General features: G+C 65.9%; 31 protein-coding genes and 1 tRNA gene. 22 read left to right on the forward strand and 10 right to left on the reverse strand.

Annotated features, from left to right (window positions below; genetic code table 11):
* Nucleotides 1-5: 5 nt before the first annotated feature.
* Nucleotides 6-470, forward strand: coding sequence for a TIGR04206 family protein (locus HWX69_RS09355; RefSeq protein ID WP_178916854.1), 465 nt, complete (start codon nt 6-8; stop codon nt 468-470).
* Here HWX69_RS09355 and HWX69_RS09360 read toward each other — a convergent pair.
* Nucleotides 467-1567, reverse strand: a complete 1101-nt coding sequence (locus HWX69_RS09360) for a hypothetical protein (protein WP_178916855.1) — start codon at nt 1565-1567, stop codon at nt 467-469. The two genes, HWX69_RS09355 and HWX69_RS09360, sit on opposite strands and share 4 nt — an antisense overlap.
* Nucleotides 1568-1666: 99 nt before the next feature.
* Between HWX69_RS09360 and HWX69_RS09365 the strand changes: the two genes are divergently transcribed.
* The 4 genes from HWX69_RS09365 to artA (HWX69_RS09380) all read left to right on the forward strand — a co-directional run bounded on the left by HWX69_RS09365 (nt 1667) and on the right by artA (HWX69_RS09380) (nt 5586).
* The gene (locus HWX69_RS09365) at nt 1667-2428 is read left to right on the forward strand and encodes a VOC family protein (protein ID WP_178916856.1); all 762 of its coding nucleotides are present in this window, start codon (nt 1667-1669) and stop codon (nt 2426-2428) included.
* A 154-nt stretch (nt 2429-2582) separates the two neighbouring features.
* Nucleotides 2583-3536 carry an archaeosortase A gene (gene artA, locus HWX69_RS09370; RefSeq protein ID WP_218644773.1) on the forward strand — a complete coding sequence of 318 codons (954 nt, stop codon included), beginning with the start codon at nt 2583-2585 and terminating at the stop codon, nt 3534-3536.
* Nucleotides 3533-4546 carry a hypothetical protein gene (locus HWX69_RS09375; protein WP_178916857.1) on the forward strand — a complete coding sequence of 338 codons (1014 nt, stop codon included), beginning with the start codon at nt 3533-3535 and terminating at the stop codon, nt 4544-4546. Before artA (HWX69_RS09370) ends, HWX69_RS09375 begins: the two co-directional genes overlap by 4 nt.
* A 71-nt stretch (nt 4547-4617) precedes the next feature.
* Nucleotides 4618-5586 (forward strand): archaeosortase A, encoded by a 969-nt coding sequence (gene artA, locus HWX69_RS09380; protein WP_178916858.1) that lies wholly within the window; start codon nt 4618-4620, stop codon nt 5584-5586.
* 10 nt (nt 5587-5596) lie between these two features.
* Here the strand turns inward: artA (HWX69_RS09380) and dph5 are convergent, their stop codons facing one another.
* A complete protein-coding gene (gene dph5, locus HWX69_RS09385; RefSeq protein ID WP_178916859.1) occupies nt 5597-6397 on the reverse strand; it encodes a diphthine synthase in 801 nt (266 codons plus the stop codon).
* A gap of 90 nt (nt 6398-6487) precedes the next feature.
* Here dph5 and HWX69_RS09390 point away from each other — a divergent pair, with 90 nt between their 5' ends.
* From HWX69_RS09390 to HWX69_RS09400, 3 genes are all read left to right on the forward strand, one after another.
* Nucleotides 6488-7474 (forward strand): class I SAM-dependent methyltransferase, encoded by a 987-nt coding sequence (locus HWX69_RS09390; protein WP_178916860.1) that lies wholly within the window; start codon nt 6488-6490, stop codon nt 7472-7474.
* Nucleotides 7475-7564: 90 nt separating this feature from the next.
* Nucleotides 7565-10189, forward strand: coding sequence for a PGF-pre-PGF domain-containing protein (locus HWX69_RS09395; protein ID WP_178916861.1), 2625 nt, complete (start codon nt 7565-7567; stop codon nt 10187-10189).
* 63 nt (nt 10190-10252) lie between these two features.
* Nucleotides 10253-10325: transfer RNA gene (locus HWX69_RS09400), tRNA-Thr, on the forward strand.
* Nucleotides 10326-10456: 131 nt separating this feature from the next.
* Here HWX69_RS09400 and HWX69_RS09405 read toward each other — a convergent pair.
* On the reverse strand, nt 10457-11128 hold the full coding sequence (locus HWX69_RS09405; protein WP_178916862.1) for a helix-turn-helix domain-containing protein: 672 nt from the start codon (nt 11126-11128) through the stop codon (nt 10457-10459).
* 118 nt (nt 11129-11246) lie between these two features.
* Here HWX69_RS09405 and HWX69_RS09410 point away from each other — a divergent pair, with 118 nt between their 5' ends.
* Nucleotides 11247-11750: a cupin domain-containing protein gene (locus HWX69_RS09410; RefSeq protein WP_178916863.1), complete on the forward strand. Its 504-nt coding sequence runs from the start codon at nt 11247-11249 to the stop codon at nt 11748-11750.
* A gap of 78 nt (nt 11751-11828) precedes the next feature.
* Nucleotides 11829-11987 carry a DUF7563 family protein gene (locus tag HWX69_RS18480; protein ID WP_463605612.1) on the forward strand — a complete coding sequence of 53 codons (159 nt, stop codon included), beginning with the start codon at nt 11829-11831 and terminating at the stop codon, nt 11985-11987.
* Nucleotides 11988-12009: 22 nt separating this feature from the next.
* On the opposite strand, the gene HWX69_RS09415 is transcribed toward HWX69_RS18480, so the two are convergent.
* Nucleotides 12010-12267, reverse strand: coding sequence for a helix-turn-helix domain-containing protein (locus HWX69_RS09415; RefSeq protein ID WP_178916864.1), 258 nt, complete (start codon nt 12265-12267; stop codon nt 12010-12012).
* Between the two features lie 117 nt (nt 12268-12384).
* Between HWX69_RS09415 and HWX69_RS09420 the strand changes: the two genes are divergently transcribed.
* Nucleotides 12385-12642, forward strand: a complete 258-nt coding sequence (locus HWX69_RS09420) for a hypothetical protein (protein ID WP_178916865.1) — start codon at nt 12385-12387, stop codon at nt 12640-12642.
* Here the strand turns inward: HWX69_RS09420 and HWX69_RS09425 are convergent.
* On the reverse strand, nt 12618-13802 hold the full coding sequence (locus HWX69_RS09425; RefSeq protein WP_178916866.1) for a heme ABC transporter ATP-binding protein: 1185 nt from the start codon (nt 13800-13802) through the stop codon (nt 12618-12620). The genes HWX69_RS09420 and HWX69_RS09425 overlap by 25 nt on opposite strands.
* Nucleotides 13799-14884, reverse strand: a complete 1086-nt coding sequence (btuC, locus tag HWX69_RS09430; RefSeq protein ID WP_178916867.1) for a vitamin B12 ABC transporter permease BtuC — start codon at nt 14882-14884, stop codon at nt 13799-13801. Before btuC ends, HWX69_RS09425 begins: the two co-directional genes overlap by 4 nt.
* A 59-nt stretch (nt 14885-14943) precedes the next feature.
* Here btuC and HWX69_RS09435 point away from each other — a divergent pair, with 59 nt between their 5' ends.
* Genes HWX69_RS09435 through HWX69_RS09455 form a run of 5 tightly spaced genes read left to right on the forward strand, consistent with a single transcriptional unit; the run spans nt 14944 to nt 18536 of the window.
* Nucleotides 14944-16020, forward strand: coding sequence for a PGF-CTERM-anchored ABC transporter substrate-binding protein (locus HWX69_RS09435; RefSeq protein ID WP_178916868.1), 1077 nt, complete (start codon nt 14944-14946; stop codon nt 16018-16020).
* A 37-nt stretch (nt 16021-16057) separates the two neighbouring features.
* Nucleotides 16058-16336, forward strand: coding sequence for a signal recognition particle subunit SRP19 (gene srp19 / locus HWX69_RS09440; protein ID WP_178916869.1), 279 nt, complete (start codon nt 16058-16060; stop codon nt 16334-16336).
* Nucleotides 16333-16560, forward strand: coding sequence for an H/ACA ribonucleoprotein complex subunit GAR1 (locus HWX69_RS09445; protein ID WP_178916870.1), 228 nt, complete (start codon nt 16333-16335; stop codon nt 16558-16560). The genes srp19 and HWX69_RS09445 overlap by 4 nt, the downstream gene beginning before the upstream one ends.
* A gap of 53 nt (nt 16561-16613) precedes the next feature.
* Nucleotides 16614-17630, forward strand: a complete 1017-nt coding sequence (locus tag HWX69_RS09450) for a presenilin family intramembrane aspartyl protease PSH (RefSeq protein ID WP_178916871.1) — start codon at nt 16614-16616, stop codon at nt 17628-17630.
* A gap of 51 nt (nt 17631-17681) precedes the next feature.
* Nucleotides 17682-18536: a winged helix-turn-helix domain-containing protein gene (locus HWX69_RS09455; RefSeq protein ID WP_178916872.1), complete on the forward strand. Its 855-nt coding sequence runs from the start codon at nt 17682-17684 to the stop codon at nt 18534-18536.
* On the opposite strand, the gene HWX69_RS09460 is transcribed toward HWX69_RS09455, so the two are convergent.
* Together HWX69_RS09460 and HWX69_RS09465 are read right to left on the reverse strand one after the other, a co-directional pair.
* A complete protein-coding gene (locus HWX69_RS09460; protein WP_178916873.1) occupies nt 18537-19535 on the reverse strand; it encodes an ornithine cyclodeaminase family protein in 999 nt (332 codons plus the stop codon). It abuts the gene before it with no gap.
* Between the two features lie 37 nt (nt 19536-19572).
* Nucleotides 19573-19809 carry a hypothetical protein gene (locus tag HWX69_RS09465; RefSeq protein WP_178916874.1) on the reverse strand — a complete coding sequence of 79 codons (237 nt, stop codon included), beginning with the start codon at nt 19807-19809 and terminating at the stop codon, nt 19573-19575.
* A gap of 231 nt (nt 19810-20040) precedes the next feature.
* Here HWX69_RS09465 and HWX69_RS09470 point away from each other — a divergent pair, with 231 nt between their 5' ends.
* Together HWX69_RS09470 and HWX69_RS09475 are read left to right on the forward strand one after the other, a co-directional pair.
* Entirely contained in the window at nt 20041-21348 is a 1308-nt protein-coding gene (locus HWX69_RS09470) for an MFS transporter (protein WP_178916875.1), read from the forward strand.
* A 50-nt stretch (nt 21349-21398) separates the two neighbouring features.
* On the forward strand, nt 21399-21812 hold the full coding sequence (locus HWX69_RS09475) for a DUF3054 domain-containing protein (RefSeq protein WP_178916876.1): 414 nt from the start codon (nt 21399-21401) through the stop codon (nt 21810-21812).
* A 16-nt stretch (nt 21813-21828) separates the two neighbouring features.
* On the opposite strand, the gene HWX69_RS09480 is transcribed toward HWX69_RS09475, so the two are convergent.
* Entirely contained in the window at nt 21829-22386 is a 558-nt protein-coding gene (locus tag HWX69_RS09480) for a class I SAM-dependent methyltransferase (protein ID WP_178916877.1), read from the reverse strand.
* Between the two features lie 51 nt (nt 22387-22437).
* Between HWX69_RS09480 and HWX69_RS09485 the strand changes: the two genes are divergently transcribed.
* Nucleotides 22438-23007, forward strand: coding sequence for a GNAT family N-acetyltransferase (locus HWX69_RS09485; RefSeq protein ID WP_178916878.1), 570 nt, complete (start codon nt 22438-22440; stop codon nt 23005-23007).
* A 3-nt stretch (nt 23008-23010) separates the two neighbouring features.
* On the opposite strand, the gene HWX69_RS09490 is transcribed toward HWX69_RS09485, so the two are convergent.
* Nucleotides 23011-23265, reverse strand: a complete 255-nt coding sequence (locus HWX69_RS09490) for a hypothetical protein (RefSeq protein ID WP_178916879.1) — start codon at nt 23263-23265, stop codon at nt 23011-23013.
* An 87-nt stretch (nt 23266-23352) separates the two neighbouring features.
* On the opposite strand from HWX69_RS09490, the gene fen reads away from it, so the two are divergent.
* The 3 genes from fen to HWX69_RS09505 all read left to right on the forward strand — a co-directional run bounded on the left by fen (nt 23353) and on the right by HWX69_RS09505 (nt 26087).
* Nucleotides 23353-24339 (forward strand): flap endonuclease-1, encoded by a 987-nt coding sequence (gene fen / locus HWX69_RS09495; protein WP_178916880.1) that lies wholly within the window; start codon nt 23353-23355, stop codon nt 24337-24339.
* 25 nt (nt 24340-24364) lie between these two features.
* A complete protein-coding gene (locus tag HWX69_RS09500) occupies nt 24365-24601 on the forward strand; it encodes a BolA/IbaG family iron-sulfur metabolism protein (RefSeq protein ID WP_178916881.1) in 237 nt (78 codons plus the stop codon).
* A 73-nt stretch (nt 24602-24674) separates the two neighbouring features.
* Nucleotides 24675-26087, forward strand: coding sequence for a class II fumarate hydratase (locus tag HWX69_RS09505; protein ID WP_178916882.1), 1413 nt, complete (start codon nt 24675-24677; stop codon nt 26085-26087).
* The last annotated feature ends 46 nt before the right edge of the window (nt 26088-26133 follow it).

Consider the following 26133-nt stretch of genomic DNA (forward strand, 5'->3'; position numbering starts at 1 on the left):
TCGCCGTGAGCGACGACTCGGCCGCACGTCGCAGATTGCTCGCCGTAATCGCGGTAGGGCTGCTCCCGTGGACCGTCCTCCTCGTCGGCCAGACGACGTTCGTCTTCTCGTTCGGACTGGTGAGTCTCGACCCGCTCCATCTGACCAACGTCTACGAGTTCCTCTTCGTCTACACCGACGCCCTCCCACGTCGACTGCAAGCGTGGCCGGCCGGAATACTTCTCTACACGGGCGCGCTCGCAAGCGCGGTGTCCGGCCTCTGGGATTTCGAGGACCCTCGGCTCACCGGCGGCCTACTCGCATTCGCCGGCGTCGCCCATGCACAGGTGTCCTACGGACTGTTTCGGACATACGCGCTTCCACTCTCGGAGTTTCCGGTGATTCCGCTCGGCGCCATCGCCTCCTGGACCGTCGTGTGGTGGTACTACTGGCCGCTGGCTCGACAGAAAGGCCTCGGCCCGCTGGATTAGGACTCGGTTTCAGTTGGGGTTGAGTCCTCGGAAACGCGCCACGTTCCGTCGACAGCGACGCGGACTCCATCGACCGAAACGTCACGCGTCGTCGCCGATGTGCCGATTTCGTTTTCGATCGTGGCCCGGTCGGGCACCTCTCCCTCCGGATAGACGGCCGCGAGGGACGCCGTTCCCTCCTCGGGTCCGAGCGTGAAGGAACTCACGAGGCCTGTTGCGGATTCGAGCACTGGGCCGCTCTCTACGAACTGACCGGTGTCGGCCTCCTCTCCGCCCGCACCGCCCGATTCGGGGTCGATTCCCCACGCACCCAGCGTGACGTGGCCGTTGCCAGCGGTCTCCAGTGCCCACCCGCTGTCGTCGGCCTCGCCGAACCGTTCGGTTTCGCCGGCGATGGTGTCGAGTACGGTGTCGAGGCTCGATTCGCTGTCCAACAGCGTGACGAGCGTGTCCTCGCGGACTGCGAAGGCCAACCCCTCCGTCGAGAGAAAGCCCTCGCCGGTGCCCTCGTACACCTCGAAGTCGCCCCGCTCCTCGCCGGGTTCGAACCCCTCGGAGGCGGCGACGACGGCATCGGCGTCGAAGGAGCCACGGAAGACACCGACGCCGTCGACGAGCAGCATCGAATCGACGCGGAGTTCGTTCCCTGAATCGGGAGTCGCCGTCGACGAATCGGTGTCGTTGTCGGCGGTTTCCTCGGGGAGTTCCCCATCGCCAAGGGGGCCGAGAAGCCGGTCGGCGAACCCATATGGAACGAGTCCGAACCCGAGGCCGATGCTCCCTATGAGGAGACCGGCGGTGGGGTAGGCGACCAGCGGGTCGACGTTCACCGGCGCGGTGTCGGAACCGATGTCGATGTCGACGGCGTCCGGGAGCTCCTCGGCGTAGGGGAGTTCTTCCTCGCCATCGTAGCGTCGGAGCCACTCGGCGTCGATGTGGACGAAGAACACGCCGGCGTCGTCGTTTGCGCCGTCTTTGGGCGTGCTGTCGTTGTATGCCGGCGTTTCACCGCCGTCGAGAACGCCAGTACAGCCAGCAACTGTCGCCAGCGGGAGGGCGGCCGTCGCTTTCAGTACGTCGCGTCGGTGGAGGTCCATGCGTTCAATGACCCGACGAGACCGTATAGGTCATACGGCCGACGGTGGCCGACTGCCGCCGCCGCTACGTTTTCCTGTCGCGGACTCGTCGGTCCGAGTATGCACGCGACACTGGACCACGTAATGATGCGCGTCGAGGACTTAGAGGAATCCCTGGAGTTCTACACCACCCACTTCGACTACGAGGAAAAGGGCCGCTGGGAGGCCGACACGTTCACGAACGTCTTTCTCGGCCCCGAGAACGTCCACGAGGAAGGTGCGCTGCTGGAACTCACCTACAACCACGATGGACGCACCTACGACATGGGCGACGCGTGGGGGCACATCGCGGTCCGCGTCCCCGAGGACGAACTGCAGGAGTCCTACGACGAACTGATGAAAAGCGGCGTCGAGGACTATCGCGACCCCGAGTCCTGCGACAACCGCTACGCCTTCGTGAAAGATCCCGACGGCCACGAAATCGAGTTGGTCAAACGCGACCACGGCGAGAAGTGGAGTCTCGACCACACCATGCTCCGCGTCGAGGACGCGGACGAGGCCATCGGCTGGTTCAGCCGGAAACTGGAGTACGACCTCTTCCGCCGGGCCGAGTTCGACGACTTCGCGCTGTACTTCATGAAGCCCGAAGACGCCGCCGAGGAGGCGATGAGCGTCGAGTTGACCTACAACTACGACGGCCGGAGCTACGAGATGGGCGACGCGTGGGGCCACGTCGCCGTCCGATGTGACGACCTCGATTCGACGTGGGAGACGCTGATGACCCGCGACGCCGCCGACTACCGTGACCCCGAATCCTGCGACAACCGCTATGCGTTCACGAAGACGAACGACGGGCACGAAGTGGAAGTAGTCACGCGGTAGTCGACCCTAAGCGGCGACGGAGTCGCCGTAACCGTCTTTTTTCTCCCACAGCCACCGACGTCCCACCACGGAGCAGCGGCGCCGTCCCGTGGCCGTGCGCTCGTCGCGCCTTCGACGACAAAACATATACTCGTCGTCCTGTATTGCTTCGACAATGAGTCTCTCCGCGCTCCCGACGAGTGGCCCATCGGTGTTGCCGGTCACCGACGTGCTCGCGTGGATTATCGTCGCTGTTTTCTTCGCCGGCGTGCTCGCGGAGTCGACGGACCGCCGTGCGGCGGCCCGAAAACTGACCGCGGGCGCGTGGGGGCTGTTTTCCGTGTTCTGGCTGCTCCTCATCCACTTCTACGTCTTCGTCCACCGGAGCATCGTCGAGACGGTGTTGGTCGCCATCGCCGTTCCGGCGTGTCTGTACGTCGGCTGGCGGCTGTATCACGGCCGAGATTCGCTGCTCGTGGTCTCCAGAGCCGTCGCGTTCATGGGGCTGCTGTACTTGCCCTTCGAGACCTCGCCCGTCGCCCGGCAGTTCCTCATCGAGACGGTCGCCACGCAGACGGCGTGGCTCATCGAGGCACTCGGCTACGGCGGGGGAATGGAACTCGTCGAGGACCCCTTCGACGAATCGGGGTACGTGAACACGTTCTTCTTCCCGGCGACGGGTCGGTCCTCCCAAATCGTCTTCGCCTGCACCGGGTTGGCGAGCATGGCGATTTTCGGCGGCCTCTCGGCTGCCGTCGACGCGCCGCTCCGCCGGAAAGTGACCGCAGCCGTCGCGTCGGTGTCCATCATCTGGGTGCTCAACCTCGGCCGAAACGCCTTCATCGCCCTGGCGAACGGCCACCAGTGGTTCGATTACGCGTGGCTCGAAGGGCCGGTGATGTTCGTCTTCGGGCTGTCGGACCCCGGGCGGGTGTCGTTTTTCGTCGCCGACCGAATCCTCTCACAGGGGCTCGCGGTGTTCGCGCTCATCGGCGTCGCTTGGCTCGTCTCGCGGTGGCTGCCCGAACTGTTGGACATCGCCGAGGAACTGCTGTCGCTGCTGACGGGTAGTGAGGTGACCCTCCGCTCGCCACAGACGGCCACTGACGGAGGTGACCCCGAGCCGTGACCGAGGACTCACGGCTGGAGGGTCTCCGTGAGGTATCGAGGCGGCGCTTTCTCGCAGGTGCAGGCGCGACGCTCGGCGGAGTCGGTGCGGCGAAGGCGATTCACAACACGACGCTCGGGTACGGCCAACTCGGCATGGGGACGAACCTCCACGAGCAGGACCTCGCTCCGGTCGTCACCGAGCGCTTGACGCCGAGTTACGACGAGACGGTCGACGGCACGCGGCTTCGCCTCGTCGAGAACGGCGTCACGGCGTGGAACGACGACGCGACGCACCGACTCGAGTTCAGGGAGGACTCTATCGACGATGCCCGCGAGGTCGATTCGGAACTCGGTCTCGGTGGGCGCCTCGCCGCGCTGTTCGCCGACGGCGAAGCGCTGTTGGCTGGCGACTACACCTTCGAGTTCAGCCAACCGGAGGCGTTCTTCGAGCGCGTCACGCAATCCGACGCTCGCCCCGACGCCGTCGCGGCTGTTCGGGGCCGTCGTGACCGAACCGTCGACCCGGCCATCGTCGAGCGGTTCGCCGATGTCGCCCCAGCGAAAATCGAAGCCCTCGTCGACGGTCTCGTTGCGGGGTTCCGCGAGCACGCGGGGTACGACATCCCTCGGTATCTCGCCGGCTCCGTCGAAGACAACGTCGCCTTCGGCACCGTCGACCTCCGGAAGCACTTCGAGGGGGAGGTCACCTTCGAGGCGATTTTAGAAAACGACGGGACGGGGCTGTTCTGCTGGGAGTTGGTCCATCGCTCGATAGACGCGCTTCAAGCGGTCGGCCCGTGGCAACAGAGCGTTCCGGTCGCGGCCTGTTACATCAGCGACCGGCGGCACAAACACGCCTTCACGGGCGTTACGAGCGTCATCCGCGAAGACGGCGGCCTCGTGTTCCCGATGACGTTCCTCGATTACACCCACTCGACGCTGTACGACGACCTCCACATCACGGGCGTGACGGGTGAGGGATTGGCGGCGTACACCGACGGCCACCGCGCCGACGAAGTGTTCTGGTGACGGTTCCGCGTGGACTGGACACGGGCCAACAAGGATTTTACCGCACCGACCCTTCCTGTCGGTACGCATAGATGCTCCCCTTCGACGTACTGGCGGTGACGGACCCGCTGGCGTGGGTTCTCATCGCGCTGTTCGGCGGCGGCGTCCTCGCCGAGCGATGGCGTCCGGACCTCGCACGCTACGTCGTCGGCGCTGCGTGGGGGCTGTTCGCCGTCTTCTGGCTGCTGCTCGCGCCGTTTTTCTTCTTCGAGCAGAACAGTTTCGTCGAGGCGTTGCTCGCTCTCGTCGGGGTGCCGGCGTGTCTGTACGCTGGCTACCTGCTCGTCGACGGGCGAGACTCGCTGTTCGTCCTCTCGCGGGCCGTGGCGGTGATGGGGGTCATCTACCTCCCGGCGGAGACGATACCGCTGGTCCGACAGCTGTTGGTCGAACACGTCGCCAGCCAGACGGCGTCGCTGATGTCGTTACTCGGCTACGACCCGACGCTGCAACCCATCGGGCCGGAGCGGCCGGCCTACGAGGGGTTCCACGCCGCGTTCTTCTTCGAGACGGCCGACCCGAACCACGCCGGCATCGTCTACAACATCATCATGGCGTGTACGGCGCTGGGGAGTATGGCTATCTTCGCCGGCTGTATCGCCGCGGTCCGGGCGCCGTTGCGACGCAAGCTCCGGGCGCTGGCCGTCTCTATCTCCATCATCTACGTCCTCAACATCATCCGGACGACGTTCATCGGGCTCGCCTTCGGCCACCAGTGGTTCGACGGGCCCTATACGCCCTATCTACTGACGCTGTTCGGCGAATCCGACCCCTACATGGTGTCCCACATCGTCGCAGAGGGCGTCATCAGCCAGCTGCTGTCGGTCGTCGCGCTGGTGGCGATCGCGTGGTTCGTCATCCGCGAACTCCCCGAGTTGCTCGTCATCATCGACGACGTGGCGTACATGGCGACCGGCGAGGACCGCGACACGGCGTCGGAACTCGGACTGCTACCTGATGCCAAGGATGCGGTGACCGAACGGCCGACCAGCGACGACTGACTCGCCTTCTCTACACCGGGTCGGGAAGCGACTCCTCGGGTGCGCCTGCCAACGTCGACAGCGCGTCGTGTTCGATGACGTGGAGGTCGCCCGGAATCACGAGCAGGTGCAGTGGGTCGCCAAAGCTTCGGTCGGCGAGGGAATCGAGTCGGTCGGCGGCGACCACCGGGTCAGGGCTTCCCGCGCGGGCGACGACACAGCCGACACAATCGAGTTCCTCGGAGAGCAGCTCGGCGGCGTAGTCGGCTGTCATGTACTCCTCGTGGTCGGGGTCGATTCCCGACGGTCCGGTACCGACCTTGATGTCGAGGTAGACGAGGGTGTGGAGTCCGCGCTCGCGGTTGTCGGCGATGGTGTCGTGGACGCTGCCCGGAACGCCGTCGGCGCCGTGGGCATAGGGGAAGGGGAGCGTCGTCGCCTTTCCGAAGCGGTAGTTCTGGAGGCCGGTCAGGGAGGCAGCGGCCGCCTCGGCGGTCGTCCCGTGGACGACGTGGGTCTCGATGCCGCGCTCGGCGGCCCGGAGTCGCAGGTCGACGTGGGTGGTGGAAATCATCGTGTCGCCGGCGGTGAGGAAGACGCACTCACCGTCCTCGGCAGCGTCGAGTATCGGGCCGGGGTCGGATTCGACGCCGGGGCGGTCCCGGACCTCGATGTCGGTGTCGTGGTAGGATTCGAGGGATTGGACGCTCGCTCCGGCGAGTTTGCTGGTGTAAAATTCCGCGAAGACGCGGTCGGCCGACCGAATCGCCTCCCGCCCCTCGACGGTTATCGAGCGTTCGTCGTAGAGGCCGAGACCAACGAAGGTGAGCATACCTCCGTTCGGGGGCCCGCGGTCAAAAGCGCCGCGCTCGCCGGCCGCGGAAGCGTCAGGCTTACCGCCCACGCCCGCCGACCGCCCGTAATGACCGTTCCCTGCGTCCGCGTCCCCCGCGAGCGCGGCGAGGAGACCAGACAGCGACTCGCCGAAGCGGACGCTATCGCCGACGGCTACGAAATCGAGGTTGTCGACGGCGACATTTACATCCCCGTCGAGGAGTCACTCGACCCGACCGCGGTCGACGGCGACTTAGTCTACCGGGACGCACCCGTTCGAGAGGGGCAGATGCTTCCGAAAGACCTGCTCGGCTTCGACCCCTCCTACGAGCGACTCGGCAAGATAGCCATCATCGACGAGGACGACGACGAACGCGCCAACGAAATTGCCGACGCGCTCATGGATTCGGACCTCCCCATCGAGACGGTCGTCAACCGCGCCTCGCCAATCGAAGGTGAACTCCGGGTTCGAAACTGGGACGTACTCGCCGGTGAGACGACCGAAACCGTCCACCGCGAGTACGGCTGTGCGTTCGAACTCGACATCGCCCACGTGTTCTTCTCGCCGCGACTGGCGACCGAGCGCCACCGAGTCACCGAACAGGTCGAGTCGGGCGAGCGTTTCTTCGATATGTTCGCCGGCGTCGGGCCGTTCGTCATCCCTGCCGCGAAGCGAGGCGCCGACGCAGTCGGTGTCGACCTCAACGAAGCCGCCATCGAGTACCTCCGTCGAAACGCCGAGCGGAACGGCGTCGAAGACCGCGTGACTGCCATCGAAGGCGACGTTCGGGCGGTCGAGGGGTACGATGACTGGGCTGACCGAATCGTGATGAATCTCCCCCACAGCGCCGACGAGTTCCTCGACACCGCCGTCGAACTCGCCGGCGACGACTGTGTGGTTCATTACTACGACATCCAACACGACACCGACCCGTTCGGTCCCGGCGAGGCCGCAATCCGGGCGGCCGCCGAACCGGCCTACGAGGTCACCGTCGAAACCAGACACGACGTGCGGTCGTATGCTCCCCACGAGCGCAACGTCTGTCTCGACGTTCGCCTTCGTCGCTCCCGGTGAGAGGCCCTCACGCAATCATTTGGATGCGTTTGTCAGAACTCCTTTAGAGTGATGTGAGAACCGTCGTAGTAACCAGGGGTTCCCCAGAATATGCGTACCGAATCGACAACCACGGAGCGTGTTCGTTCGCTGCTGTTGGTCGCCGTGATGATTTGTGCTCTCGTCGGCGGCTCTGTCGCGGTGGCCGGGTCGGCGACGGCAGACCTCGACACCTCGTCGAGTTTCACGACCGACGACACGAGCAGCGACAGTACCGACAGCACCGAGAACAGGTCCGAAACGGACAGCGGGACGAACACGACCGAGTCGGAGGAGACGGCCGAGAACGAAACCCGGACACACACCGGAGAGGCGACGGCCGGGCCGGATAGCGTCGGCGTGACTGCTGGGGCGGATGGACAACCGGCAATCGCGACCGCCGATGCCGGGCCGGCCACGCTGCGGTTCACGGAGGACGAGGCCAACGGCTTCCCGGCCGATGGGACGGCAACGCTGACGCTCCCCGAAGACGGCGGCGTGACGTTCGACACCGAGGCGAGTTCGGTCTCGGTGACCGCGACCAACGGGACGGTCTCTGAGACGATGCTGTCGGAACGGGAACTCTCGATTGCGGTCGACACCGAAGACGGAACCGACACCGAAATCGCCGTCGACGGACTTCGGTTCGTCGCCACGTCGGATGCGACAACCACCGAGGCGACGTGGTCGTTCGGAAACGCGACCGGAACAACGACGGTCGAACCGGAGCGAATGACGGCCGCCGGATTCGGCTCGATCGTCGCACGCGGCGTCGACGGCGGTCCCGACGGTGGCGCCGGATTCTCGCTGCAACCCGACCCACAGAACGCCCGGACCAACGGCTTTCACGAACGGGGCGAGTTCGTCGGCGTCTTCATCCCCGAGGAGTACGCCGACCGAATCGCCTTCGACCGCTCTTCGATCGACGACCTCGAAATTCGGACCAGCAACCGGTGTCACCGGGACAATCTCGCCGAATCGACGGGCACCAGAAACGCCTACGTTCAAGGCAACGTGCTGTTCTTCAGAGTCTACTGCCAACTCGACCACGACGACTATCTCACTGTCCAGAACGTCCGGTTCAACGTGACGGGTGCGACTGCGGACGAGACTCCCGACTTCGATGCGGCACTCGACGTGAAGTACGACCCCGTGAACAACACCGACTCGACGCGTGTGGCGGCCGACGGCGACACCCAAGTGTCCGTCCGCTCGCCGACCGTCGAGGGGGTGAACACCTCGGTCGAACGAAGTTCGAACGCCACCGCCGGCGACCAGTCGGTGTCGGTTACGGTCGCCGACGAACACGGCGGGCTGGTCGCCGATGGGAGCCAACTCACCGTCTCGCTGACCGGCGGCGACGGCGTCTCGTTCGACGACTCTCAGAGCGTCGAAGTCGTCTCCGAGAGCGACTCCTTCACTGCGACGGTCGCCGACGTAACGCCGGACTCGCTCGTCCTCGACGTCGACGGCGACAGTTCCGCGGGCGATTCGCTGACGATTCAGGGCGCCAACGAGAGCGGCCTCGCTTTCGATGTCGGCGAGAACGCCTCCGACGCCAACCTGACGGTGACGACCAACGCCGGGGGCGACGACGTGACCCAGTCGGCGGGGAGCGTCTCAGTCGGTGGTTCGGACTCCGGGGCTGACGAAGGAGACGAGGGAGAGGACGAAGACAGCAGTGGTGACGACGGTGGTGGTGAGGATGGAATCGGCGATGGTGACGATGGCGACTCCGACGGTGATGGCGAAGACGGTGAGAACGATGATGGCGAAGACGGTGAGAACGATGATGGCGAAGACGGTGAGAACGATGATGGCGAAGACGGCGAAGAAGACAGCAGCAACGATAGCGACGATAACACTGGCGACGGAACCGACGACGGAACTGAAAACGCAGATGACGACTCCGGTCCCTCCGGCGGCTCCGGGGACTCGCCCCCGAGTTCCGGCGGTGGCGGCGGCGGAGGCGGAGGTGGCGCCCCCGCGGATGACTCGACCGACGACTCCGCTGCCGACGACAACGCCGCAGCGACGGCGACCCAACCCCTCGAGGACGCCGCACCCGACCAGCCCGGCACGACCGTCGAGTTCGACATCGGCATGCTCGATTCCATCACCTTCGCCGAGGGGGCGTCGGGCAACGTCACGGTGACGGTCCACGAGGCGCTCCCCGAGGGCGTCCCCGCCACGCCCGGGACGATGATACGGGCGATGACAATCGAGGTGCCCGAGGAACTCGAAAACGAGTCGGCCACCATCACCATGTCAGCCGATGCCGACTCGCTCGATGCCGACGCCGAGCGGGTCGTGCTTGGTCACTACGACGACGGGGATGGCGAGTGGGACACCCTCGAAACGACGGTAAGCGAGTCCGAGAGTGGCGAGTTGACCTTCGAGGCGACCACGCCCGGATTCTCGCTGTTCGCGGTCCAGACGACCCAGTCGACGCCCACTCCGACGGCGGCACCGACGCCGTCCGGGAGTGACGGGACGGCAACGCCGGCTGATTCCGAAACGGAAACGACAACACCCACCGCCGCCCCCGGCGACGACGCTGGTGGTGACGGCCCCCTCAACGAAGCCGCCGGTTTGACCGAATCGATGGGAACGAGCGTTCTCCTCGGCGTCGCGATTGCCGCGCTGCTGCTCGTCGTCTCGGGTATCCGGCTGTACCGTCGCAACGATAGCCTGTAGTCGCGTCCCTCGAAGTAGTTCGCAACCCTTATTGCGATTATCCTCCCACGGTGGAATAGGCGCGCCGGAGTAGCTCAGCTGGCAGAGCGATTCCTTCGTAAGGAATAGGTCGAGGGTTCAAATCCCTCCTCCGGCTTCTTCTGCCGAACGACGTGAGGCGAAAGCCGAGCGTGGGATTCGAATCGAGAACAGCTCCGCTCCGACCCCGGTTCACAATCATCTCATCCGGCTTTTTGACGGAACGAAGTGGAGTCGGAGCGCGAGGAGCTAGGCTGGGTCCGTCGACCGGAGCAGCGCCGACAGCATCTTCGATTCGGCCTTCCGGAGGTGTTCGTCGACGGTGGAGGGCGCACACTCCAGTTCGTCGGCCAACTCGCCCTGATTGACCTGTCGGGGGATGTCGTAGTACCCCATCTCGACGGCGGTTTCGAACACTTCCCGCTGGCGGTCGGTCAGCATCGACAGCATGTCACGTGTACCGGGGGAGTACTGGCCGACCTGTTGAATCGAGACGCTGATGTGGTCGGGGACGGCTTTCAGCGCCTCTCTGAGCATATCGTGGGTGCCGACGATGGTGACGAGGACGCCGCCGCGGTCGGTGAACTCGATGGGCGTGTCGATGATGAGCGCGAACTCGTAACACAGCGCCATCAGCGTCCCTGCCGGTTCGCCCGGGTGGACGTGGACGTAGAGGTGGAAGGTGTTCTCGGCTTCGACGTCGAGGACGTCGTAGCTGATGACGGAGTCGTGGGCTTCGACCGCCTCGACGACGGCGTCGCGGTCGCCGTTGAGTCGGTACAGCAACACGCCGGTGCCGTCGCCGAAGGAGTCGATGTGGAGCAGCGCTTCGCGTCCGACCCCGTCGATACGGGACAGCTCCGCGTCGACCGGGTGAATCCCGTTGTGTTCCGACGTGAGGACGAGGTCGAAGTATCGCATGGACTGTTCGTGTCCCGTGTATCACACCCATTGGGGTAATCGTTTGGGTCACCACGGGTATTTTCGCACCGTCTACAACCGGGAAACTGTTTATACGGACGGGACAACTGAAAGACGCATGCGCAAGGTTGCCATCGACGATGTCGACATCGAGTTGAGTCCGCTGGGCGTCCACAGCGTCAGACGGCCGGTCTCGGATGCGCTGGGCACCGACCACTTCGCGATGAACTACTTCGAACTCGAGCCCGGCGAGTCCTTCTCCGGTGGACTCCACACCCACCACGACCAAGAGGAGGTGTTCTACGTCCAGTCCGGGGAGGCGACGTTCGAGGTCGCGGACGAACCAAGCACCGACGCCACCGAATCGGTCACGGTCGGTGCCGGCGAAGTGATTCGGTTCCCGCCGGGGCAGTTCCAAGAGGGCTCTAACGACGCCGACAACGACCACCCGGTGGTCGGATTCGCATTCGGAGCGCCGTCGTCGAAACACGACTGGGACTCCATCGAATCGGTGATGCCTTGCAGCGAGTGCGGCGAGGAGACTGGCCACGGTCTCTCGCTCACCGAGGAGAACACCTTCGAGTTCACGTGTACGGAGTGTGGGAACGAACTGACGATTTGAACGTGTCGGCCCCGCGAGGACGTATTTTTCACCGGTCAGGGGAAAGATACTTGTGATTGGGTACTACCCGTCTAACGTATGCCACACTGCCGGAACTGCGAAGGGTTCGTAACGGAGAGTTACGTCCGCGTGTTCGCACCACAAGAGATGTCGTCGGTACGTGTCTGTCCGAACTGCGAGGACAAGTTGCGGGATGGGGCAGAGGTGCGGGAGGCCCGTTCGACACGGCAGAACTGATTTTTTACGAACGAGAACCGTCTCAGTCGTCGCTCGGGACGATGGCGACGGTGCCCTCCTTGAGGTAGCGCTCACCCCGTTCGGTCACCGCGTAAATCACTTCGCCACTGACCGGTTCGAGCAAACCGTGGTCGACGAGTGTGTCGACGCGCCGTTCGACGTAGCCGAGGTGCATCCCGAGCCGATTGGCGATAAGCGGCACGTAGTCCGGCGGGTTCTCCGAGAGGAATCGAAGGATTCGCTCGTCGGCCGGATGGGTCCAATCGGGGCTCGTCGACATACTGTTTGCCTCCGTCCACACTATTAGTAGAAGGACCCACAAAACTGTGTCGATTGTTCACAAGGAACATGGCACTTCGAGCGAAAGTGGTAGGCCGTCCCCATCGTAAGGAACGCCATGGATTCCGCCTTCGAGGACCCGTGGTCGCCCGACCGGCGGCGTGACGCCGCACGAATCGGCGCGGGACTGCTCGCGTTGGCCGTGACGGTGGTGTGGTTTCGGGAACCGCTCGCCGCCGTCTGGCCGCTCGTCTACCCGCCGACGGACACGATGGCCGCCACGCTGGCGTTGGTCGTCGTCTTCTCGCTTTTCCTCCCAATGATGGTGGCTGCAGGTCTCGTCGATTTGCTTTACGACCGCTTCGTGGGTGAGTGAGCCGGCGACGTCGCCTCGGCTGCGGCCGTCAACTCGGCCTCGGTGACGACGTCCGCCCGTCCGTTCGGCGTCTCGACGCCGTCGAGCGCGAGGAGTCGAGCGCTGGCCGTGGCCACCGTCGCGTTCGCGTCGTCGAGCGGGGCGGCGATGACGGTCGCGTCGGCGCGCTCGGCCAGCGAACTCGCTGCTCGAATCCGGTCGTCCGGGACCGAACCGAACGGAGGCGCCGTGACCAGGTCGCTCGCGACGCTCCGAGCGGTCGACGCCGCGGCGTCGCCCTCGGGGAGGACGCCTGCCGTCACTTCGATGCCGGCGTCGACCAATCGACCGATGGTCCGTGCGGCCCGCTGGCCGCCGCCGAGAACGTGGACGTGCTTCTCGCCCGGCGGTGCGTCCGAAAGCGGGGTCACCGTCGGCGTTCCCGTGATGGGATTCGTTCCGACGGCGCTTCGCACGTCGAATGCCGTCTCCAGACGCTCGGCGTCGAGAACCTCTTCGGGCCGGCCGCTGGCGAGAATCTCTCCGTCGGAGAGCAACGCGACGCTGTCGCAGAACCGCGCCGCGAGGTCGAGGTCGTGGATGGCTGCGACGACCGTCTTTCCCTCCGACGCGAGGTCGCGGGCCAGCGACAGCGTCCGAACCTGATGGTTGATGTCGAGGCTCGCGGTCGGTTCGTCGAGCAGTAGCACCGGCGTCTCCTGTGCGAGCGCGCGGGCGAAGACGACTCGCTGGCGTTCGCCGCCGCTCAGCGCGCTGGCCGAGCGGTCAGCGAACTGCGCCGTGTCGGTCCGGTCGAGGGCCGACTCGACGGCGGCTCGGTCGGCCTCACTCGCCGTCGAAAATCGCGACCGGTGTGGCGTCCGTCCCATCGCGACCACCTCGGACACCTCGAAGTCGAACGCCACGGTGGTCTCCTGTGGCACCGTCGCGACGAGCCGACCGACTTTTTTGGCCGACAGTTCCGAGACGTCCCGTCCGTCGACGGTGACCGTCCCACGAGACGGCTCCAGCAAGCCGTTGCACGTCCGGAGGAGCGTCGTCTTCCCTGCTCCGTTCGGACCGACGAGCGCGAGGAACTGCCCGTCGTCGACCGACAGGGAGACGCCATCGAGGACGGTCGTCTCGCCCAACTCGACGCCGATGGAGTCGAGCGTTATCATAACGCGTGCACCTCCCGTTTCGTCAACAGATACAGAAAGAAGGGTGCGCCAAGCGCCGCCGTGATGATGCCGACGGGCATCTCCGCCGGTCCCATCCGGGCGACGGTGTCGGTGGCGACCAGAAAGACCGCTCCCGCGAGCGCGCTCGTCGGAAGCAGTATCCGGTGGTCGGGGCCGACGACGAGCCGCATCGCGTGTGGGACGATGAGGCCGACGAACCCGATGACGCCCGACACCGCCACCGCGGCGGCGGTGACGATGCTCGAAGCCGCAAGCAGCACGCGCTTCGTGCGTTCGACCTCGATACCGAGGGTTCGAGCGTCGTCCTCGCCGAGCAACAGGACGTTCAAATCCCGAGCGTACGCCAACAGCAGGACGAAGAAGACGGCGACGACCGGCAGGGCGACCCGGACCCGCCACCAGCTGCTGTACTGAAGGTGACCCATCAGCCAGTGGACGGCTCCTTCGAGGCCGTCGCCGGCGTGCAACAGCATATACGAGATGACCGCCCCGAGGAACGTCTGGATGGCGACGCCGGCCAAAAGCAGCGTCGCGACGGGCGTCCGGCCGCCCTCGCTGGCGATGAGGTAGACGCCGAAGGCGGTGACCACGGCGCCGACGAACGCGAAGGCGGGGAGTCCCCACCCGGCGACGATTTGGGGGACGATGCCCCCAACCGCCGACGTGAGCGCCGCGCCGAAGACGATGTAGGCGACCGCACCGACGGCCGCACCGGTCGAGACGCCGATTATCGAGGGGTCAGCCATCGGATTTCGGAAGAACCCCTGCATCACGGTGCCGGCCAATGCGAGTGCGAACCCCACGACGCCCCCGAGGACGATGCGCGGGAGCCGTATCTCCCGAACGATAGTCGTGGTCGTCGCCGGCACCGCGAACTCGAAGGGGTGAACCCAGGCCACTCCCGAAGTGTCGACGGTCGGCACCGCGACCGCGTTCAAAACGACGTAGGCAACCGACAGCGGCGTGATGTCGGCGTAGCCGAGCGTCGCGCTCACGAGCACGACGGCGACGAACAGCAGGGCTAACCCCGCCGACCACGCCAGCGCCCGTCGGAAGACCATAGACACAACTGCGGTTGGATTAGCCAAATACTTATTGCCCTCGTCTCTCTGTTCGGTCGATGACCCGACGCTACACTGCCGTCTTCGTCACGGCGCTTCTCGTCATCGCGCTCTCTGCGGCCGCCGCCCCCGCTGCGGGCGCGACCGCACAGGAAGACGCCGACTGTTCGTTTCCGTTCACTGCCACCGACGCCACAGGGACGAACGTGACCGTCGAGGAACGGCCCGACAGCATCGTCGCGCTTCAGCCGAGTGCCGCCCAGACGCTGTGGGAACTCGACGCCCAGGCCCGCGTCGTCGGCGCCCCGGTCGGCTCCTACACCGACTACCTCGAGGGCATCGACGGGAAGACGAACGTCCTCAACGACGACGGGTTCTCCGTCAACCAGGAGGCCGTCGTCGAACTCGACGCCGACATCGTGTTGGCACCGAACATCGTCCCTGACGAGACCGTCCAGAGCCTCCGAGAGGCCAACCAGACCGTCTACAAGTTCGGCTTCGGCAACTCCCTGCAGTTCGTCGCCGACAAGACCGAACTGACCGGCCAACTCGTCGGCTCCTGTGATGCCGCCGAGGCGACCAACGAGGAGTACTGGAACCGCATCGACTCGGTCCGGAACGGCACCGACGCCTACGAGTCGCCGCGCGTACTGCACTTCACCGACAACTTCACCGCCGGGTCGGGGACGTTCATCGACGAACTCGTCACGACCGCCGGCGGCGTCAACGTCGCCGCCGAAAACGGCGTCGAGGGATACGGCCAAATCAACGACGAGGCCCTCGTGGAGTGGAACCCCGAGGTAATCATCGTCGCCGACGACGAGGGTCGGGTCCCCAACACGGCTGCCTACGAGTCGACGTTCGCCGTCCAGAACGACCAGGTCGTCGCCATCAACGGCAACTACCTCAGTCAACCGGCGCCCCGAATCGCCATCGCACTGGAGTCAATCGCCGAGGCGTTCGCCGAGGCCGAACTGGAATCCGACGCGACGCCGGCCGATCCGGAGCAGACACCGGATGACCCGGAGCCGTCGACGACCGAACCGGACTCGACTGACGGCGACGGCGACGGCTTCGGTGCGCTCGTCGCACTCGTCGCACTCCTCGGCGCCGCGCTCCTCGCGCGTCGGCCGTAACCGCCCTCTTTTTACGCCGCCGTCGCCCACGTCGACTATGGTCGAGAACGTCATCTGGCCCGCCTATCTCGACGCGGAGCTATCGCGCAGCGAGGGCCGGCGCGTCCCCGCGGACCTCGCCGTCCCCGAACCCACCGTCGACGAGATAGCCAGCGCGGTCCAGCAGGTCGGCTACGACGCCGTCATCGAACGCGAGAAGACGTATCCACGGGAGTACGAGCCCCGGGGTCGCGTCCTCGTGAAGGACGCCGACGACGCCACGAAATCCGACCTCCTCGGAGCCGTCGCGGCGTACGTCTCCGCCCTCCGGGAATGAAGCGCGTCGGCGAGGTCGTCAGGACCGCCCAGGGGTTGGCCGTCGTCCGCTGTCCCGACGACGACCACCCGGACATGGGGGCCGCAGTCGTCGACCAGGACCTCGATTCGGTCGGCCGCGTCGTCGACGTGTTCGGGCCCGTCGACCGCCCCTACGTCGCCGTTTCCCCCGAGGAGGGCGTGGACCTCCCGCTGTTGCTCGGGACGAAACTGTACGCCCGGTAAGGGCGTCGTTCGGAGACCGCAACGCCCAAACGACCGCCACCGGACCGTAGAGTATGAAGCGGGCCTACGTCGCCGTCGCCGCCACTGTCGGTATCTTCCTCCTCGTCCAGTTGGGCGCCCTCGCCCTCGTCGAACCGTTCATGGACGCCGGCTACCAGACCGTCGAGGACCCCTCCGACCCGACCAACAGCGTGCTGTACATCGGCGCCATCCTCGTCGCGACGGCGGTGATGCTCGTCGCCCTGAAGTTCGGCGTCGACCAACTCCTGCAGGGACTCATCGTCTTCGCGTCGGTGTTCCTGTCGTTCTACGTCTTCTCGGTCGTGATTCCCGCCGTGGTCACGGTCGGGAGCCTCAACGTGCTGGCTGTCGGCGCCGCACTTTTGTTGGGCGTCGGCCTGCTCGCGTACCCCGAGTGGTACGTCATCGACGCCGCCGGTATCGTCATGGGAGCCGGCGCGGCGGGACTGTTCGGCATCAGCTTCGGACTGCTACCCGCTCTCGTCTTGCTCGTCGTGCTGGCAGTGTACGACGCCATCTCGGTGTACGGCACCGAACACATGCTCACGCTGGCCTCCGGCGTGATGGACCTCCGACTGCCGGTCGTGTTGGTGATTCCGCTGACGCTGTCGTACTCGTTCCTCGAAGAGGAGGGGCCGGAGACGATTTCGGACGACGACGCCGGGGAGACGTCCGAGGCTGAAAGTGACGACACCGAGGGAGCCACCGAGGAAGAGGAGGAGCCACCCGAACCGTTCGAGCGCGACGCCTTCTTCATCGGCCTGGGCGATGCGGTCATCCCCTCGATTCTCGTCGCCTCGGCGGCCTTCTTCCGTCCCGGCGACGCGCCGCTGTTGGACGTGCCCGGGCTCGCGGTCACCGTCCCCGCACTCGGCGCCGTCCTCGGGACCACCGTTGGACTGCTCGTCCTCATGTGGATGGTGATGAAGGGTCGGGCCCACGCCGGACTCCCGCTGCTCAACGGCGGCGCAATCGCGGGCTACCTCCTCGGCGCACTCGTCGCCGGCATCGCTCTCGTCGACGCCGTCGGCCTCGCACCATACCTCTGACAGAAACGCGTTTCTGCTGAGGCTTAAGGGCGCCCGCCGAGGAGTGGGCGTATGTCGAGCCAACGGCTCTCGCCGGCCGAGGCGTTCGAGATACTCGGCGACGACGTGCGGCTGTCGATTCTGCAGGCGCTCAAAGACGACCGGAACCCGGTGTCGTTCTCCGAACTCCGAGAGCGGGCCGACGTCGACGACAGCGGCCGATTCAACTACCACCTCGACCGGCTTCGCGGCCACTTCATCCGCCGGACCGACGACGGCTACGAACTCCGGTATCACGGCAAACGGGTCGTCGAGACCGTCCTCTCGGGGACGTTCACCGACACCGCGACGGTCGGGCCGTTCTGCGTCGAGGGGTCCTGTTACGCCTGTGAGGGGGCGCTGGAAGGCGTCTACGACGACGAGCGCGTGACGATTCGCTGTACCGACTGCGAGGAGCGAATCCTCTCTATCGACTACCCGCCGAGTGCGCTGCAGAACCGCGACACCGAGGAACTGATGGAGGCCTACCGCCGCTGGGCGACCACGGGGATGACGCTCGCGGCTAACGGCGTGTGTCCGAGCTGTGGCGGCAAGACGGAGCGGTATCTCTACGAACCGGACAATCACCTCCCGTTCGAGGTGCTCGTCGGGTTCGAGTGTCTCGTCTGTACGAACCGCTCTGCGACCTCTTTCGCCGCGCTCGCGCTCCGAAAATCAGTCGTCGAGTCGTTCTACGCCGACCACGGCGTCGACGTCGAGACCCGCCCCTACTGGGACATCGAACCCTGCGTCACGGGGGAGTACACGACCGTCGAGTCCCGCGACCCACTCGACGTGGAGGTCACGTTCCCGGCGGGCGAGGAGGAACTCCGCGTCCGGCTCGACGACGACCTGAGCATCGTCCGGACGGTCCGCGAGCGGGTCTAACTACTCTCCCGTCAGCGCCTCGCTTCCGGGGGCGAACTCGATGGTCTCGCCGAGACCGCGCTCTTTCGCCCGCTCGTACAGTCCCCACGCCGCCGCGACGGTTTCGATGCCGGTTCCACCGCTGTCGAACAGCGTCACCTCCTCGTCGCTCGTCCGGCCCACCGCCGACCCGGCGACGACTTCACCCAACTCGGCGTAGATGTGGTCGTCGTCGACGACGCCGGCGTCCCGTGCCGCGAGGAACGCGCCTGCGTCCTGGAACGCTCGCGCCCGGAGGTCCGGAACGTACGTCGACCGGGCGACCGTCTCGGCGCTGACTTCCTGTTTTCCGCGGTCGTACTGACCCATCGCGGTGACGTGGGCACCGTCGGCGAGGTCGTCGTCGTCGAAGACGGGGTCGGAGGCCTTCGTCGCCGTGATAACCACGTCGGCTCCCGAGACGGCCGCACTCGCAGAACCGACCGCCGTAACGTCGGCAGCGAGTCGGTCGTCGAAGTCGGCGGCGAATGATTCCCGATTCTCCGGCGTCGGTGAGAACACGCGAATCTCCTCGAAATCCCGAACCGTCGCCGTGGCCTTCAGTTGCCCCCGCGCCTGTGCGCCTGACCCGACGACTGCGCAGGTGCTCGCGTCCTCTCGTGCCAGTTCGTCCACCGCGAGGGCGCCGGTCGCGCCGGTCTTGAAGGGGTTCATCGACGCCCCATCGAGCAACGCGAGCATCCGACCGGATTCGGCATCGAACAGCGGGAGCGCGAAGTGTACGTCGCCGTCGCCGAAGCCGGCGGCGTAGGTGTAGCCACCCATCCCCCCGACCTCGGGAAGGATGGCGAGGTAGCCGGTACACATTCCCGGTGGGTCGCCGTTGACGAGTTTCGTCCGCGGTTCGGCAGTGCCGGTCAGCCCGTGGCTCTCGTAGCCGGCGTGAACCCACTCGACGTACTCCGCGGGCGTCGCGAGCCCTGCGAGTTCGTCGCTTCGAAGGAACAGAACGTCCGTCATACCGACGCTTCGGGCGGCGCCCGCTTAGGGACTGCGACTAGTCGGCAGTGACGTTCGACGCCGCAGTCTCGGTCCCCGACTGCCCGCGTTCGTCCCCGGCGCTGCCCGGGACGGGCGCGTTGACGAACAGTGCGTGGTAGATGAGGGCGACCGCGGCCACCGAGGCCAGCGGAATCGAGACGGACAACGACAACCCGGCGAAGAGGAACACGGCGGTCAGGCCGGCGAACGACGCGGGAATGAGCCCGAGAACGATGTCGTAGTAATCCGTCATAATACGCCGTAAACTACTACCGATTGTTACTTAAACATTTTTCAAAATCATCTGATATTCAACGCAGTAACCACGAATTGGCTCTTGAAAAGTAGTGAAGCAAATTTCTATAACTTATAGAATGGTTATCAAAGAAAACATGTGGCCGGTTCGTGGGCCACCTTCGGGCGCGCTACGGCGGGTAGCCGCGAGTCCGTTCGCTTATATCGGGGCCACGACAACCGCCGGGCAATGAGTGAAGACGCGTCGTCCGAGGGGCCCGACCGCCCGTCCGAAATCGACTACGACGGGCGAGCGCGGGAGATACTCGGGTTCTCGCGGTGGTGGCAGATCGTCGCCGCGGCCGGCATGATGGCCGCCGTCAGCCCCTATCAGTACGTCTGGTCGTCCATCGAGGGGCCGCTCGCCGAGAGCCTCGACATCGCCCTGCCGGCGCTCGGTGCCGTCTTCTCGTTTTACGTCGTCTTCCAGTCGCTGTCGCAGTTCCCCGCTGGCTGGTGGCGGGACCGCCGCGGCCCGCGACTGTTGATGTTCCTCGCGGCGCTGCTCGCCGGCGGCGGCTACGTCGGGTTGGCCTACGCCACGAGCATCTGGCAGTTGTACGTCCTGTACTCGCTGGGTGCAGTCGGCGTCGGCATCGTCTACACCGTCGCCGTCAACACCGCCGTCAAGTGGTTCCCCGACCGAACCGGGCTCACGACGGGTATCGGGACGATGGCCTTCGCCGGCGGCAGCGCCCTCGTGGTCCCCTACGTCCGGGCGAACGCGACCGTCGCCAGTTACGCCGACGTGTTGCGGAACGTCGGTATCGTCATCCTCCTCGTCTTGCTTCTCGGTGCGGTCCTCCTCCGTGACCCGCCGAGCGACTGGCTCGGCCTCGACGACGGCGACGGCGACCGCTCGAACATCGCGGCGTCGCTGCGCGGTCGCTCCTACACGACCAGAGAGATGCTGAAGACGTGGCAGTTCTGGCTGCTGTATGCGATGTTCATCGCGACCGCCGGTGCCGACCTGCTCGTCATCGCGAACGTCGTCCGCTTCGCCGAACACCTCGGATTCGCCGCGGTCATCGCCACTGCCGCGGCCACGCTGTTGCCCATCGCCGCCGGGGTCTCCCGGATGATTCTGGGTGAGGCCTCCGACCGCTTCGAGCGCAAGCACGTTATGGTCGTCTCGTTCGTCCTCGCTGGCCTGTTCCGGCTCGGCCTCATCGCCGCCGGCAGCGCCGACGCCGGCATCGCCTTCGTCGCGATGGTGATGGGAGCGATGTTCTTCTCCTCGCCGCTGTACGTCTACTTCCCGGCGATGATAGCCGACTACTACGGCTCGGAGTACTCCTCCAGCAACTACGCGGTCATCTACAGTGCGAAAATCGGCGGCGGCGTCTTCGCCGGCACCGTCGCTGGCTTCCTCGTCGCTGCCTTCGGCTGGATTGCCACCTTCACGCTCGGCGGCGCCCTCGCCATCGCCGCGGGGGTGGCCGCACTCGTTCTCCGGCCGCCCGCCGGGTCGGGACTGAACGCCGACCCGACGGAGTGACCGCGGGACAATCCGCAAGGACTTGAAGGGGTGGCCTCGAAGCCTCGCTCATGGCAGACCAGTCGTTCCTCGAACAGCGACTCGACGCGAGTACGTGGCCGATTGCGGTCGGCGATATCGTCGTCCTGATGGCGTTCCTATTCGTCGGGACGCTTCAACACACGCCGATGGAGCGGTTGCAGGCCGAACCGATAATCTACCTCTACGCCGCCGGGCCGTTCATCCTCGGGTGGCTCGTCTGTGCGCCGCTGGTCGGAGCGTACTCGCCGGGCGGTGGGTCGGCGCCGAACTCCTCGATTCCGCTCGCCATCCGGTCGTGGGTGCCTGCGGCCATCGTCGGCATCGTCGTCCGCGTCCTCGTCGTTCCGGACCGTGGTTTCGACCCCATCTTCGCGGGCATCATGCTCGTCGGCGGCGCGTTCGTGCTGTCGGTGTGGCGGTTCCTCTACTTCAAAATCAGCTGAGACGGTCGGTCTCTTCTCACTCTTTGACGCCCGCGATGGTCATTCCGAAGCCGTACTCAAGTGGCCGGGGGTGGAGGCCGGCGTCGTCGATTGCGGCTTGCAGTTCCGCCGCCGTGTAGAACCGCGAATCGAAGCCGACGAGTCGTTCACTCACGTCGAGCAGTCGACCGCGTCGCGTCGAGCGGTCGAACTCCGAGACGACGAGGACGCCACCCGGAGCGAGCACGCGGGCGGCTTCACGCAGGGCCCCCTCGTGGTCGGGGAAGTGATGGAACGCGTCGACGATGAGGACGGCGTCGACCGAGCCGTCGGCGAGTGGCAGCGATTCCGCGACACCCTGGACGGTTTCGAGGCCACGGCCACGAGCCCGCCGGAGCATCCCCTCGGCAGGGTCGACGACGGTGGCTCCCACCTCCCGGGCCACTCGTCCCGAACCGCCGCCGACCTCGACGATTCGTTCGAGTTCGCGGTCGGCACAGACCAGTCCCTTCCGGAGTGCGAGCCTGTCGGCCGGCGGCATGAACAGGTCGTACAGCGGTGCGAAGGTGTCGAAGGCGCGAACGTCCCAACTCATTGTCGGGGAATCGAGCGCCGGGCATAACTCCGTTGCCCCCATCGGTCGGGTATGGCCTCCGAGTTCCCGACCCCCGAACTCCTCGGCTGGCCGGCCGACGGCCCCACGCTCCGACTCGATTACCGGCGGTTCAGCTACGCCGGGAAGTTCGTCATGTCGAACACGGGGAAGGCAGTCGTTCGGGCCGGTGAAGGGACCGACGGCGAGTTCGACGACAGCGTAGTCGCAGCAGTCGCGTTCAATGCCGACCGGACGGACCCGGAGACGCTGTGGATCCGATACGTCACCGTTCGGGAAGACCGCCGCGGTGAGGGACTCGGCCCGCGACTATGTCGGTTCGTCGTCGAGCAAGCGGCTGACCGGGGCTACGAGCGCGTCCGCATCGCGGTCAACAATCCCTTTGCCTACGAGGCGCTGTACCGGGCGGGGTTTTCCTTCACCGGCGAGGAGACCGGCATCGCCGAGTTGGTGCTGGAACGACCCGCCGACGCGCCGGCGGAGCGCTCGACAGCGCGATACCAGGAGGGAATCGACCGGTACCGACAGCGCGACCTCTCCGAAGACGAACGGGCGTTTCTGGAGCGAAAACGGGGCGAAGAACCGCCCGCGCCGCCTGAGTGAGCGCTACCGATACCGGCTGCCCGGCATCCCGACGCCGCTGAGTCGATACAAGAGGAGTGCGGCGAGCGCTCCCACGAGGACGAAGACGGGGACGACGGATATCCACGCGGTCGGCGGGACGACTTCGACGATGGTCCCTTCGAGGTACGGGTCGGTGACGGACCAGCCGACGGCGATGCGGAAGACGACGAGGCCGAGTACGGAGACTGCGGCGAAGACCAGCAGTGCCGCTCCGTCGACCGTTCGCTCTCGGTCCATTGCGCCAGCGTACGGCACCGGCCGACGAAAACCCCACGACTCCGGCGTGGCGGGGGATTCAAGCGCCCGACGCCCCAACGACCGCCAATGGGAAACGCGGACATCCGGCAGTTGGCGGTCATCGAGCCGAAACCCTTCACGGAGTTGGCCGGGTCGGTCGTCGCCATCGACGCCCACAACTGGCTGTACCGGTACCTCACGACGACGGTGAAGTTCACCCGAACCGGGGCCTACACCACGGACGACGGCGAGGAGGTCGCGAACCTCATCGGTGTCGTTCAGGGGCTGCCGAAATTCTTCGAGAACGACATCACGCCCGTGTTCGTCTTCGACGGCGGCGTCACCGAACTCAAAGACGACGAGGTCCAGTCGCGTCGCGAACAGCGGGAAACCTACGAGGAACAACTCGCGGAGGCCCGCGAACGCGAGGACGCCGAGGCGGCCGAAATCGCGACGCTGGAGTCTCGAACTCAACGACTCACCGACACGATACAGGAGACGACCCGCGAACTGCTCGCGCTACTCGACGTGCCGGTCGTCGAGGCGCCCGCTGAGGGGGAGGCACAGGCGGCCCACATGGCCCGCTACGGTGACGCCGACTACGTCGGCTCGGAGGACTACGACGCGCTACTGTTGGGCGCTCCCTACACGCTGCGGGGATTGACGAGCAAGGGCGACCCCGAGTGTATGGACTTCGAGGCGACGCTCGAAGAACACGAGTTGACGTGGGAGGGGTTGGTCGACGCCGCCATCCTGATGGGGACGGACTTCAACGAGGGCATCTCCGGAATCGGCCCGAAGACGGCCGTGAAACTGATTCGGGAACACGGCGACCTCGACGGCGCACTGGCGGCCCGCGGGGAGTCCATCGCCCACGCCGACCGCATCCGGGAGATGTTTCTGGACCCCACGGTGACCGACGAGTACGACTACGACACCGACATCGACCCGGACATCGAGGCCGCAAAGCGGTTCGTCACCGAAACGTGGGGTGTCCCGGCCGAAGAGGTCGAACGCGGCTTCGAGCGCATCGAGGAGTCGGTCGTCCAGACGGGATTGGACCGATGGACGTAGGTGAGTCGGCGACACACACGGTACCATGACGCCGGAAGACGTCGAGGAAACAATCGAGGCGGCAATCGAGGAGTGTGAGGCGACCGTCGAGCGTGCCCGCGGCGACCACGACGACGACCACCTCCGGGCGACGGTCGTCTCGCCGGCCTTCGAGGGACTGTCGCTGCTCGAGCAGCACGACCTCGTCTACGACGCCCTCGGCGAGGCGATGACGACCGACGTCCACGCCTTGGAGTTGACGACGCGGACGCCTGAGGAGTAACGACGGGCCGACGCTGCTCGACGCTCGCGGCGGATTCGGTGATTTTTACGTGCCCCGACGCGACGCCTCTCGTATGTCCGACGACCAGGAGTTCCGAACCGAACGCGACAGCCTCGGCGAGATGCAGGTGCCCGCGGACGCCTACTGGGGCGCCCAGACCCAGCGTGCCGTCGAGAACTTCCCCATCTCGGGGCTGACCTTCCAGCGGCGGTTCGTCCGCGCGCTCGGCATCGTCAAGAAGGCCGCCGCGAAGGCCAACGAGGAACTCGACCTCCTCGATTCCGAGAAGGCCGACGCTATCGTCGAGGCCGCCGACGAGGTCATCGCCGGCAACCACGACGAGCAGTTCCCCGTCGACGTGTTCCAGACCGGGTCGGGAACCTCCTCGAACATGAACGCGAACGAGGTCATCTCCAACCGCGCTACCGAGATTTTCGGTGGCGAAATCGGCACCCGGGAGATTCATCCCAACGACCACGTCAACTACGGTCAATCGAGCAACGACGTGATTCCGACGGCGATGCACGTCGCCGCACTGGAGGCCGTCGAGCGCGACGTGATTCCGGCGCTGGAGACGCTGGCGGACGAACTCGCCGAGAAGGAAGGCGAATTCGACGACGTGGTCAAGACCGGCCGAACACACCTGCAGGACGCCACGCCCGTCCGTCTCGGACAGGAGTTCGGCGGCTACCGGACCCAAATCGAGAAAGGCATCGAGCGCGTCGCGGCGACGCGGGACCACCTCGGCGAACTCGCCCTCGGCGGCACCGCCGTCGGGACGGGCCTCAACACCCACCCCGAGTTCCCCGGCCTCGCCGCGGAGTACATCTCCTCGGAGACGGGCCTGGAGTTCCGGGAGGCCGACAACCACTTCGAGGCACAGGCGGCCCACGACGCGATGAACGAGGCCCACGGCGCCCTGCGGACGGTCGCCGGGTCGATGAACAAGATCGCCAACGACCTCCGACTGCTCGCCTCCGGCCCCCGCAACGGCCTCGGCGAAATCGAACAGCCGGAGAACCAGCCCGGCTCCTCGATCATGCCCGGCAAAATCAACCCGGTCGTCGCCGAGTCGGTCAATCAGGTCCACAAGCAGGTCGTCGGCAACGACGCCGCCGTCTCCGCCGGCGCGGCCCGCGGCGAAATCGACCTCAACCTCTACAAGCCGGTGCTCGCGTACAACTTCCTGCAGAGTGCGAACCTCGTCGCCAACAGCGCCGCCGTCTTCGGCGAGCGTTTCGTCGGCAAACTCGAAGCCAACGCCGACCACTGCCGGAAGAAGGTAGAGGGGTCGATGGCGCTCGCGACGGCGCTGAACCCCGCCATCGGCTACGACAAGGCCTCGAAGGTCGCAAAGCAGGCCCTCGCAGAGGGCAAGACCGTCCGCGAGGTCGCCGTCGACGAGGGCTACCTCACCGAGTCGGAGGCCGACGACGTCCTCGACCCGCGTGCGATGACCGAGCGGGTCATCCTCGGCGACGACTGATACGAATCGTCACAAGAGTGCTCGGTTCGGTTTGCTGACCGCCACG

Source organism: Natronomonas gomsonensis, from assembly GCF_013391635.1.
In the GTDB taxonomy this organism is placed as follows: domain Archaea; phylum Halobacteriota; class Halobacteria; order Halobacteriales; family Haloarculaceae; genus Natronomonas; species Natronomonas gomsonensis_A.